The organism is Paenibacillus xylanexedens (assembly GCF_007676705.1).
In the GTDB taxonomy this organism is placed as follows: domain Bacteria; phylum Bacillota; class Bacilli; order Paenibacillales; family Paenibacillaceae; genus Paenibacillus; species Paenibacillus xylanexedens_C.
Genome location: NZ_VEBF01000001.1, coordinates 837,989 through 850,164, shown reverse-complemented (window position 1 = coordinate 850,164; position 12,176 = coordinate 837,989). Strand labels below are relative to the sequence as shown.

The 12,176-nt window shown below is 45.5% G+C and carries 8 protein-coding genes; all 8 read left to right on the top strand.

Annotated features, from left to right (window positions below; genetic code table 11):
• The first annotated feature begins 11 nt into the window (after positions 1 to 11).
• The 8 genes from FS628_RS03720 (at position 12) to FS628_RS03685 (ending at position 12,075) form a co-directional block, all read left to right on the top strand.
• The gene (locus FS628_RS03720; protein WP_145319054.1) at positions 12 to 674 is read left to right on the top strand and encodes an SGNH/GDSL hydrolase family protein; all 663 of its coding nucleotides are present in this window, start codon (positions 12 to 14) and stop codon (positions 672 to 674) included.
• A 15-nt stretch (positions 675 to 689) separates the two neighbouring features.
• On the top strand, positions 690 to 1,571 hold the full coding sequence (locus FS628_RS03715) for an SMP-30/gluconolactonase/LRE family protein (RefSeq protein WP_145319051.1): 882 nt from the start codon (positions 690 to 692) through the stop codon (positions 1,569 to 1,571).
• Positions 1,572 to 1,893: 322 nt separating this feature from the next.
• A complete protein-coding gene (locus tag FS628_RS03710; RefSeq protein WP_440131240.1) occupies positions 1,894 to 4,977 on the top strand; it encodes a X2-like carbohydrate binding domain-containing protein in 3,084 nt (1,027 codons plus the stop codon).
• A gap of 271 nt (positions 4,978 to 5,248) precedes the next feature.
• Positions 5,249 to 6,796: a response regulator transcription factor gene (locus FS628_RS03705; RefSeq protein WP_145319048.1), complete on the top strand. Its 1,548-nt coding sequence runs from the start codon at positions 5,249 to 5,251 to the stop codon at positions 6,794 to 6,796.
• An 18-nt stretch (positions 6,797 to 6,814) separates the two neighbouring features.
• Positions 6,815 to 8,584, top strand: coding sequence for a cache domain-containing sensor histidine kinase (locus FS628_RS03700; RefSeq protein ID WP_145319045.1), 1,770 nt, complete (start codon positions 6,815 to 6,817; stop codon positions 8,582 to 8,584).
• 352 nt (positions 8,585 to 8,936) lie between these two features.
• Positions 8,937 to 10,220 (top strand): extracellular solute-binding protein, encoded by a 1,284-nt coding sequence (locus FS628_RS03695; RefSeq protein ID WP_440131261.1) that lies wholly within the window; start codon positions 8,937 to 8,939, stop codon positions 10,218 to 10,220.
• A gap of 141 nt (positions 10,221 to 10,361) precedes the next feature.
• A complete protein-coding gene (locus tag FS628_RS03690) occupies positions 10,362 to 11,252 on the top strand; it encodes a carbohydrate ABC transporter permease (RefSeq protein WP_145321360.1) in 891 nt (296 codons plus the stop codon).
• Positions 11,245 to 12,075 (top strand): carbohydrate ABC transporter permease, encoded by an 831-nt coding sequence (locus FS628_RS03685; RefSeq protein WP_145319038.1) that lies wholly within the window; start codon positions 11,245 to 11,247, stop codon positions 12,073 to 12,075. Before FS628_RS03690 ends, FS628_RS03685 begins: the two co-directional genes overlap by 8 nt.
• The last annotated feature ends 101 nt before the right edge of the window (positions 12,076 to 12,176 follow it).

The window sequence follows — 12,176 nt, the reverse complement described above, 5'->3', positions numbered from 1 at the left end:
AGAAAATAACGATGAAATTGCAAAAAAACGACAAGCTTTTGTTTATCGGAGATTCAATTACGGATTGTGGTCGGGAACATCCTGTAGGTGAAGGCAGCTCAGGTCTGGGCCATGGTTATGTTGCACAAGTCTATGCACTATTGCGGTCCATCTATCCGGAATTGATGTTGCGTATCCAAAATGTGGGTAATGGTGGAAATACGATCCGTGATCTGAAACAGCGCTGGGATCGTGATGTGCTGGACCTTAAACCGGATTGGCTGACGATCATGATCGGTATTAACGATGTATGGCGTCAGTTTGATAACCCGTTGTCAACAGACTCACATGTGTTTCTTGAAGAATATGAATCCACATTGCGTGAACTGGTAGCATCCGTTCGTCCAAACCTGAAGGGACTGGTATTGATGTCCCCTTATTATCTGGAGGCCAACCCGGAAGACCCTATGCGGGCAACGATGGATATATACGGAGAAGCAGTTCGCAGGGTAGCGAGTGAGTATGATGCAGTGTATGTGGATACACAGGCTGCATTTGCTCCATTTTGGGATCATTTCTATACGTCTGTGCTGACTTATGACCGTGTACATCCAGATGCAACAGGCCATATGGTACTGTCCAAAGCATTTCTGGATGCCATCGGGTTCGAATGGTCAGGCGGCGTCAAATCTTAAAAAGGACGTGATGGCATGAGCAACGTAACCGTAGCAGTACACATCCCGGCATTGCTGGGGGAAGGCCCGAGCTGGGATGCAGAGAACAATCGATTATTGTGGGTAGATATTGAAAGTTTTAAGGTGCATGTGTATGATCCGGCTACAGGGCAGGATCAAGCTTATGATGTCGGTGAACATGTCGGCGCTGTTGTTCCATATCGTGGTGACGAAGTTCTGGTTGCTTTACGCAGTGGATTCCATACATATCACCTGCTTACGGGTGAGCTGCATGCCATTGAGGACCCCGAACAAGATAAGGAAACCAATCGTTTTAATGACGGCAAATGTGATGCACGAGGTCGCTTCTGGGCAGGCACGATGAGCTTGAATAATGAGAGCAAAGCCGGATCTCTGTACTGTTTGGAGCAAGGGCAACCCGTTCGCACAATGGTACAAGGTGTATCCACATCCAACGGCTTGGGCTGGAGTCCGGATCGGCAGACCATGTATTACATTGATACCCCGACACGTTCCATTGACCGGTTTGATTTTGATCTCGCAGCAGGTACGATACAGAATCGGACAAGCGTTATTCACATACCGGAGGAATTCGGTTTTCCGGATGGGATGACAGTCGATGGTGAGGGCATGCTGTGGGTTGCCCATTGGGGTGGAGGAAGAGTCACTCGCTGGAACCCGGATACATCAGAACTGTTGCAACAGATCGAGGTGCCGGCAGATCAGGTCACATCCTGCTGTTTTGGTGGACCGGATCTCGAAGATTTGTACATTACAACAGCACGTACTGGCATTAAGGAAGAACGTCTGAAGGAGACACCGGAGGCTGGCTCGCTTTTTGTCATCAGACCTGGGGTTAAAGGCCAGGAGACTCACGCTTATGGTAGCCTGAAGTAACATATGAAAGTCGAAAGATGCTGTTCTGACAGCATCTTTTTTTGTTGTGTAAAAAAGATCAAACGCTGAAAATATTTTACAAAAATCGGAATTTCGACAGAGGGGTTTGAGGATTGCCAGCGAATGTTATTTATTGAAAGTATTATCCAGATAACCACGAAATAAGAACAATTATGTAAGCGCTTAAATATTGGCTGAAAGGAGGTGAGGCTTCTTGTATAAAGGGATGCATTGATTCGTCTGGCACGCCATCATCAGCACGATGAGACAGCGGGGATAGACCGAAATGCAGTATCGAAGTTGAAGAGGAGGATAAGTTGATATGAGAACGTTTATGGGGAAATTGAGAATAATGAGCCTAACGGTTGCCGTGGTAACGGCTTCGCTGGGAGGTCTTACTGGGACTACGGCAGCGGCACCGAGTGAAGCCTACGAGTGGAAAAACGTGGTGACTGGTGCAGGAGGCGGGTTTGTACCGGGTATTATTTTCAATGAGTCGGAAAAGGATCTGATCTATGCCCGTACGGATATCGGGGGAGCATATCGCTGGAATGCAGCTGACGAGAGCTGGATACCGTTAACGGATTTTGTCGGCTGGGATGACTGGAACAAAAACGGTGTGGACGCACTGGCTACGGACCCAGTTAATCCCGATCGGGTGTACATGGCAGTTGGGACGTATACGAATTCGTGGGACCAAAATAATGGCTCCATCTTGCGCTCTACGGACCGGGGAGATACATGGCAGACCACAACACTCCCGTTCAAAGTTGGCGGCAATATGCCAGGACGTTCAATGGGAGAGCGTCTGACTGTGGACCCGAATGATAACAGCATCCTGTATTTTGGTGCACGAAGCGGCCATGGACTCTGGAAAAGTACCGATTACGGTGTGACATGGAACGAAGTCACAAGCTTCCCGAATCCGGGGAACTATGTACAAGACCCTTCGAATGAATACACAAGTGACATCGTAGGTCTGGCATGGATTACGTTCGACAAAACAACAGGTTCTGCAGGGCAGGCAACCCAGACGATCTATGTGGGAGTTGCTGATAAAGCGCAAAGCGTATATCGCAGTACGAATGGTGGCTTGACCTGGTCAGCTGTCGCTGGTCAACCTACAGGTTATATTCCACATCATGGTGTGCTGGATGCCGATGGCAGTCTTTATATCACGTACAGCGATGGTGTAGGTCCGTACGATGGGGAAAAAGGCGATGTGTGGAAGCTGAACACCTCAACAGGTGTCTGGACTAACATCAGCCCGATTCCAAGCAGCAGCACGGATAATTATTTTGGATATGGCGGGTTGGCTGTCGATGCACAGAATCCAGGTACATTGATGGTTGCGACATTGAATTCCTGGTGGCCGGATGCTACTTTGTTCCGCAGCACCGATGGTGGAGCGACGTGGACACGCATATGGGAATTCGAAGGATATCCGAACCGGAAATTGCGGTATACACAGGATATTTCGGCAGCCCCATGGCTCACCTTTGGTATTACTCCTGCCCCACCCGAACTATCTCCAAAACTGGGTTGGATGATCGGTGACCTGGAGATTGATCCGTTTGATTCGGATCGCATGATGTATGGAACCGGTGCAACCATTTATGGAACGAAGAACCTGACGGACTGGGATGACGATAAAAAAATCAATATTTCAGTGATGGCGAAGGGTGTTGAGGAGATTGCCGTACTGGATCTAATCAGCCCGCCAAGTGGTGCACATTTGTTAAGCGGGGTGGGGGATGTCTCGGGATTCCGTCATAACAATCTGGATCAGGCTCCATCTACCATATTTACGAGCCCGAACTATTCTTCCACAGAAAGCTTGGATTTTGCCGAGTTAAGTCCGAATACGATGGTTCGTGTAGGTAAAGCAGATTATGCTGCTGATCCAAATGCGAAATCCATAGGTTTGTCCAGTGATGGAGGCACAACTTGGTATAAAGCCAATGCAGAGCCTGCCGGCACAACCGGAGGCGGTACTGTAGCCATCTCTGCGAATGGCAATCGACTGGTGTGGAGCACGTCAGACAAAGGTGTACATTATTCAACGGGTGGCAATTCCTGGACAGCAAGTACGGGGATACCTGCACAGGCGAAAGTGATATCCGATCGCGTCAATCCTAATACATTTTATGGGTTTTCGGCAGGGAAAGTCTATGTGAGTGTAAATGGTGGTGCTTCCTTCACGGCATCGCCTGCGACCGGACTTCCGATTGAAGGAAATGCAGATCTGGATGCCGTTCCGGGTGTTGAAGGTGAACTTTGGTTTGCAGGAGGAAGTGAAGAAGAAGGCCCTTACGGATTATGGCATTCCACGGATTCGGGAGCGACATTCACGAAGCTTGCCAATGTAGAGGAAGCAGACAGTATCGGATTTGGTAAAGCTGCTCCTGGACAGAGTGTTGTCGCGTTATACACGGTTGCACAGATCGATGGAACACGTGGATTTTTCCGCTCCGATGACGGCGGGGCCAATTGGGTACGGATCAACGATGATCAGCATCAGTATGCTCGTGTAACAACGATTACGGGTGATCCGCGTCTGTATGGAAGAGTATATCTTGGAACGAATGGTCGCGGAATTCTGTATGCTGACCGTGTGGGAGGTAACAATGGCGGAGGAGATGGAGGGGGTTCAACCCCTGTGACCAACTCGGTGATTACACCGGTATCAGCCGAATTTGATCGCAAAGCTGGAAATCAGGCTGATATTCCCGTCGCGTTAACACTGAACGGGAATACACTTGTATCCATTCGCAACGGGAATGCAACGCTGGTTTCAGGTACAGATTACACGTTAACAGGTAATGAGGTTGTATTGAGTAAAAATTACCTGTCTTCACTGCCGAATGGCGCTGTAGCATTAACTTTTCAATTTAGTGCAGGCAATCCTGCGACCTTGAATCTGCTCATCAAAGATACGACAGCTGCACCTGCTGGAACGATACGCATTGAGATGTTTAATGGCAGCACTTCAGCGACGGGCAGTTCCATTAATCCCAAATTCAAACTGACAAATACGGGGACTACAGCACTAAATCTGTCCGATGTGAAAATCAGATACTATTACACCATTAATGGCGATCAGCCTCAGAGCTTCTTCTCTGACTGGGCGACTGCCGGAAGTGATAATGTAACAGGCACTTTCAGTACACTCAGTCCGGTGCGGACGGGTGCTGACCACGTGCTTGAGATCGGATTCAAATCTTCCGCTGGAACACTGAGTGCAGGGCAGAGTACAGAGATCCAGACCCGGTTCTCCAAGAACAACTGGACCAACTATACACAAACGGATGATTACTCTTTTGCAGGTAACCAGACTTTCTATGCCGAATGGTCCAAAGTGACTGGGTATATAGCCGGAAGTCTTCAATGGGGCATCGAACCTTAGGCCACCGGTCAAACATAATAAATGAATGAAAAGGGAGTTCTGAGTCGCCAAATGATTAAAAGGCGATTCAGGGCTTCTTATTTTGTCGAAATATAGTGTAAACTATAGAGAGTTACCATTGCTTATACGATCGTTTTAGGATATAAAAAGATGTACAATTATTTTAAAATTAATGTAACCGCTAACACTGGGAAGTGTTTATAACCGATATATAATAGTTGGTATAACCTGTACAGATATAGAGGAAAGATTAGACAAGGGGGTCGCGATCATGAACCGGTTGTGCAAGGTGCTGATTGTTGACGATGAGTTTCTGGTAAGACAGGGCATAAAGCACCATATGAACTGGGAAGCCGAAGGATTTATCATTGTGGGTGAAGCTTCTAACGGTGAAGAAGGATTACAGCAGGTGGACCTGTTAAAACCGGATATTGTGATTACCGACATTGTCATGCCTGTCATGGATGGCGAGACTTTTGTCCGCACACTAAAAGCCAGTAATCCACAGATTGAAGTGATTGTTCTTAGCAGCTTCAGTGAATTTGAGTATGTACGTTCGACGCTTCAGCACGGGGCAGCAGATTATATTCTGAAACCCAAGCTGGATACGAATGAATTATTGCAGGTCCTTCAACGAACAGCAGGTAAAATTCAGGAGTTACAGTTCGAGCCGTCGCACGATGGCTGGAGACTAGGTCAACTGATGGAGAAGATGCTGTCCGGATTTACACTGGATGAAGATAGCGATATGCCGATGATTCGAGACACCTTTCCGCATGAATCCTTTCGCTTGCTTGTGTACAAACCCATGAATGCTGAGGGAAATCCACTGAAGCTGGATCAGGAACAGCTCGAAAACAGGCTCCGCAGTGATCTGCCTGAAGTGGAATGTTCAATGGTTCCGGCAGAGGGCGCACTTCCCATCATGCTTCTTAATGTCGATCCTGCGAGAGATGAATGGATGGTTGAACGCATCAGACAGCTGGCTAATGAAAATGCAGCAGGACAGGGCAACCCTGGTTGGGTACTCAGTGACAGCTTTACTTCATTTGAAAAGATGGGCATCGTATACCGTGAACGCCTGATCAAGCTAATGGAATATCGCTTCTATTATAAGGATCGACCCATTCTGGTGTATGGTGAACTTCCGCCGATGCATCCGGCAGGTTACCAGTTCAATGTGAACATGTTTTTGCAGCATGTAAAACGTAATCGGGTCGAAGCGGCAAGAGAGTACTTGCAGGATCACGCGGCAACTCTCGGGCGTGATTATATCGCCGATGTGTTTGAGATCAAATCATTTCTTGGTAACTTGATCTTCAACGTAACGATTACCCTCGCGGATATGGATGTTCAGTCTGCCGGGCTTGAAGAGAGCAAATATACGTATTTTAAAAATGTGGATGGGGCTTCGAGTCTGAGTGAAGTCATGGCTGTGCTTGATCAATTCATGACGGAAGTTCAGGAATGTACCATCGGTACAGGTGGAAAACGAAGTGATCCGAATATGAAGATGCTGCTGGATTATATGCATGAGCATTTTGACCAGCCACTCGGGCTTGCTGAAGTAGCCAAGCACTTTCATTTTAATCCATCGTACTTGTCCAGTTACTTTTCATCTCACAAAAAAGAAGGATTCAATGAATATTTGAATAAAATTCGGATTGAAAAAGCCGAGGAATTGCTTCGGTCCGATGATGTAACGATCTCGGAGATCAGCAGCATGGTAGGGTATTCCGATCATAGTTACTTTTGCAAAGTGTTCAAAAAATTCACCGGATCATCACCAAGCCGATACCGGCGCAAATTCTGGGCATAAAGTCAGAAGGATAAGATCATGAAGAAATGGATGAACAGATTATCTCGTCTCGGATTATTTCCCAAGTTGTTTCTGGTTATGGTTGTCAGTATTGTTCTCGTCTCTGTACTCATCTTGTGGACGACCATTCACATGTCAACCAATCTGTTCACCGAGACGTTCAGTATCACGAACTCGAAGGTACTTAATCAGATCAAAACGAATTTTGAATCGTTTAACGAGGCCATTGCTGCCGTATCCAATAATGTGACTCAGAGTGGAGCCATTCGAGGATTCCTGTCTGAAGGAGATGCGGATTCCCTCACCATGGCCAAATCCTTCTATAATATGCGGGAAACGATGGACCGTGTTCAATCGATAACGGAATCGTATGAAGTAGGGATAACGATTATTGGGATCAATGGGCGGAGTTATTCCACCAATCGTGCTCACCTTGAGATGTCAGTGGATGAATTGAAAGAGGAACCGATCACGGTGGAAGCCGCTGAGACGCCGAGTCGTCTTATCTTTGATGATTACCAAAACGATGCAACGGTCGGAAGCCAGCAGATGATCTCTGCCACGAAAGCACTGACGGATCGAACCCGCAGCCGAATATATGGTACGCTCTATGTCACCATGAGAGAGGATGCGTTCCGTCAGTTCTATGCCAGCTTTACAAGTCGAGGCAATGACGTGGTCATTATGAACGAAAAAGGTGAGATTGTATCTTCGAATCGTGAAGACTGGATTGGGACAACTCAGCTGGAATTGCTGTCCTATGCCCGAGAAATGAACAAAACGTCTCCGAGAAGCATCAATGCTCGTGTGATGGATCAGGATAGCGTTGTTCTATCGGAGTATTTACCGTTCTATCGGTTTTACATTGTCAATGTCGTGGATAAGGATCTGGCGATGGGTCAACTCATCGACATGAAGACGGTTGCCCTGATCTGTGCAGCAATTGTTGTAGGGGCTCTTATTCTGGTATTTCTCATCACCAGCCAGATTACCAAATCCCTGCGCAGACTTGTGAAACAGATGTCCAATATTACGAAAAGTGATCTGGACAACTATATTCCGGTGAGTGGAAGCTACGAGAGCAGGCAGCTGGGCCATGCTTACAATTACATGCTTGATGAACTGCATGATTATGTGGATCAGTTAGTACAGACCCAGCATGAACAACGTAACGCAGAACTTGCAGCTTTACAGAGTCAGATTAATCCTCACTTCTTGTACAACACACTTGCTTCTGTCAAAGTTTTGGTGCAACAAGGTAACAAGGACAGGGCAGCGGAGACCATTAATGCGCTGATCGGATTGCTACAGAATACGATTAGTGATGTGAGTCAGACCGTTACGGTTGAACAAGAAGTCGAGAATTTGAAAAATTATGTCTTCATTAATCACGTCAGATATGGAGGCCGGATTAAAGCAGCATTCTACGTCGCTCCCGATTGTACACATTACCATGTACCGAAGCTGGTTATACAGCCGTTTATCGAGAACGCATTTTTCCATGGATTTATCAAAAAAGAGACGGGCACGATTCATGTCATGGTTTCCAGAGCGGGGGAATCGCTCATCTGTGAGATCATGGACAATGGTGATGGAATTGAAGGGCTTGTAATGGGAGAAACATTGCCTAATCCGAAAAACAATCGTCAACTCTTCAGTGGCATCGGAATTCGCAATGTGCATGACCGCATTGAGCTATTATATGGTTCACCTTACGGTGTCACGATTATGAGCAACGTCGGTGAAGGAACAAGAGTGACCGTAACACTGCCTTTGATCACGAGTTGAGTTGTATACCTAATCCAACGGAATACACCCGAAATTGAGATCCCTCGCTTCTGTGTTTTTGCAGAGACGGGGGATTTTCATGTTTCAAAGGTGAAGTGAGAATACATATTTGTACTATTTCAAGATCAAGAAATTACAAAATCAAAAGAAATTACAAAAAAACAAATTTAATGCAAACGGTTTCTGTAAAGGTTTTCATTGTGGCAATAAGATGACAAATCCGTACAAAATTATTACTAACGAATGGAGATATGGGAATGATAAGATGAATATATCGAAAGCAACCGCTTTCAGAAAACGTAAACAAATTACACACAAAGAGGTTAAAGGGGAGTTGAATGTTTTGAAAAAAATGTGGGTATTGATGCTCGTTACAGTATTGCTGTTGTCTGCATGTTCATCTGGTGGTGGAGGTAATTCCGCTAGTGGTGGCGACGAAAAAACAAACGAAATTACGGTCTGGGCTTGGGACAAAGCTTTTAACGTAGCTGCAATGGAAACAGCAAAAGAAGCATATCAAAAAGCAAATCCTGATGTGAAAATTAACATCATTGAATACGCTCAAGCTGATATCATTCAGAAACTGAACACAGGTCTTAACTCCGGAACTGCCAGCGGTCTTCCAAACGTAGTTCTGATTGAAGACTATCGTTCACAAAGCTTCCTGAATGCATATCCTGATGCGTTCAAAGATCTGTCTTCCAACGTCACGGCTTCCGACTTTGCAGATTACAAACTTGGACCAACAGCATTTGATGGCAAACAATACGGAGTACCATTTGACTCCGGCGTTGCTGGTTTGTACTACAGAACAGATCTGCTGGAGCAAGCTGGCTACAAAGCAGCTGACCTGCAAGACATCACTTGGGATGACTACATCCAAATTGGTAAAGACGTAAAAGCTAAAACAGGTAAAGAGCTTCTTTCTCTTGACCCGAATGACCTTGGTTTGATTCGTATGATGATCCAAACTGCAGGTAAATGGTATTCCGCAGAAGATGGTAAAACACCTGACATTGCTACTAACGCTGCACTGAAAGAAGCTTTCATCACATACAAAGCGATGATGGATGCCAACATTGTTAAATTGCACTCTGACTGGAGTCAATTCGTTGCCAACGCCAATAACGGTAGCGTAGCAACAATTCCTACAGGTAACTGGTTCTCACCATCTGTACGTCAAGAAGCTTCCCAATCCGGTAAATGGGCTGTAGCTCCAATGCCGAAAATGGCTGGTCAACCAAACTCTGTTCACGCATCCAACTTGGGTGGTAGCTCTTGGTATGTTATGAACAACGTTCCTGGTGCAGATCAAGCAGCTGATTTTGTAGCAAAAACATTTGGTTCTGACAAACAATTGTATCAAGATCTGTTGAACAACATCGGCGCAATTGGTACGTACAAACCAGCAGTTGATGGCGAAGCTTATGCGAAAGCAGACGAGTACTTCGGCGGACAAAAAATCTTCACAGACTTTGCGAATTGGACGAAAGAAATTCCAAGCGTAAACTATGGTATCAACACATATGCCATTGAAGATATTCTGGTTGTAGAAATGCAAGCATTCCTGAACGGTAAATCAATCGATGACGTTCTGGCTGATGCACAAAAACAAGCTGAAGCACAATTAAACTAAGATACCCAAGGTAACTTATAGAACCCTAGGAAACATCGGAGCCGTCTCCCATGTCCGGCGCAAGTCGAACCGGATATGGCGAGAGGCTCCGTGGGTTCTACCCATGTTCCATGGAGAGAGAGGAGCCATACTGTGAAAGCCATGAATACAGGAGACAGTCTCCAAAAGAAAAATAATTTGACTGGATGGGCTTTTGTTTTGCTGGCTGTTGTCGGGATTGTTGCATTTTATTTCTACCCGATGATCCAAGCGCTGCTCTTATCGTTCAAGTCTGGTGTAGGAGCCAATCTTGAATTTTCGGGCCTTTCTAACTACAAAAGATTGTTAGTGGATACAACGTTCCGTACAGCATTATCGAATACATTTATCTACTTGATTATTCAAGTGCCTGTAATGATTATTCTTGGTTTGTTTATTTCCGTATTGCTGAATGACAGCACACTACGCTTCCGGAGCTTCTTCCGTACAGCGATTTTCTTGCCTTGTGTAACTTCATTGGTAGCGTACTCTGTTGTATTCAAATATTTGTTCGCACCGGATGGAATGGTGAATCAATTCCTGATGGGCCTGAACATTATTGGCGATCCAATCCAATGGATCACAGACCCGTTCTGGGCTAAAATTACGATCATAATCGCCGTTACTTGGCGTTGGACCGGATATAACATGATTTTCTATCTGTCATCCCTGCAAAACATCGATCAATCGATCTATGAAGCTGCAAGAATTGACGGAGCGAATGCGTTTACACAATTCTTCAAAATCACAGTACCTTTGCTTAAACCGATTATCCTCTTCACGTCCATCACATCAACGATTGGTACATTGCAAATCTTCGATGAGATCATGAATATTACCAAAGGTGGTCCAGGTAATGCGACCATGTCGATTTCACAATACATCTACAACCTTTCGTTCAAATATTCACCGGACTTCGGTTATGCAGCAACAGTGTCGTATTCCATCGTAATCTTGATTATTGTATTGTCCATCATCCAGTTTAAAGTGGCAGGTGATAATAAAAATGGCTAAAGCTAAAGCAAAACGGATTTTCACGTATGTGTTTCTATCCATCGTCGCCTTTGTATCCATTTTCCCTTTCTTCTGGATGCTGGTCAGTTCAACAAATGCATCAGTCGATGTAACCAAGGGTAGACTGCTGCCCGGTTCAGCTTTTATTGATAACTTCAACAAATTGATTGATTCGACAAATCTGGTTCAGGCTCTCGGAAACTCGGCGATTATCTCTGTAATCTCCACTCTCTTGGCACTGTTTATTGGTTCCATGGCAGGTTATGGCTTCGAGGTATATCGCACGAAGTCTCGTGACATTGTGTTTAATATCCTGTTGTTATCCATGATGATCCCGTTTGCAGCGATTATGGTACCCCTGTATCGCATGTTCGCAACAATCTCGGGAGTTGCACCAGTAATCGGAATCAACACGATGGCAGCAGTGATCCTGCCAACCATCGCAACAGCGTTCCTGATCTTTTTCTTCCGTCAGAACACCAAAATGTTCCCGAAAGACTTGCTGGAAGCTGGACGTATTGATGGTTTGAGTGAACTCGGCATCTTCTTGAAGATCTATATGCCAACCATGAAAACAACATATGCAGCGGCAGCAATCATTACATTCATGAGTAGCTGGAACAACTATCTGTGGCCACTCATTGTATTGCAAACACCTGACCAACAAACGATTCCACTGTTGATCTCAAATCTCGGTGCTGGTTATTCTCCGGATTACGGAGTAATCATGACAGCGATCGTTATTGCAACACTACCTACAGCAATCGTTTTCTTCATCATGCAGAAACATTTTGTTGCAGGTATGGTAGGTTCCGTGAAGTAATGAAAACAGCATAATCCGTGCAAAGGACGGGTGCAGGAAAGAAGAGAGGGCGCTGTTATAGCGTACCTCTGTCTTTTTTGTTTATGTAATCCAGAGTACAC

Excerpts from the sequence above, each read along its gene's own strand:
- FS628_RS03685 (WP_145319038.1), top strand. The coding sequence starts at position 11,245 with ATGGCTAAAGCTAAAGCAAAACGGATTTTCACGTATGTGTTTCTATCC.
- FS628_RS03710 (WP_440131240.1), top strand. The coding sequence starts at position 1,894 with ATGAGAACGTTTATGGGGAAATTGAGAATAATGAGCCTAACGGTTGCC.
- FS628_RS03715 (WP_145319051.1), top strand. The coding sequence starts at position 690 with ATGAGCAACGTAACCGTAGCAGTACACATCCCGGCATTGCTGGGGGAA.
- FS628_RS03720 (WP_145319054.1), top strand. The coding sequence starts at position 12 with ATGAAATTGCAAAAAAACGACAAGCTTTTGTTTATCGGAGATTCAATT.
- FS628_RS03690 (WP_145321360.1), top strand. The coding sequence starts at position 10,362 with ATGAATACAGGAGACAGTCTCCAAAAGAAAAATAATTTGACTGGATGG.
- FS628_RS03705 (WP_145319048.1), top strand. The coding sequence starts at position 5,249 with ATGAACCGGTTGTGCAAGGTGCTGATTGTTGACGATGAGTTTCTGGTA.
- FS628_RS03695 (WP_440131261.1), top strand. The coding sequence starts at position 8,937 with ATGTGGGTATTGATGCTCGTTACAGTATTGCTGTTGTCTGCATGTTCA.
- FS628_RS03700 (WP_145319045.1), top strand. The coding sequence starts at position 6,815 with ATGAAGAAATGGATGAACAGATTATCTCGTCTCGGATTATTTCCCAAG.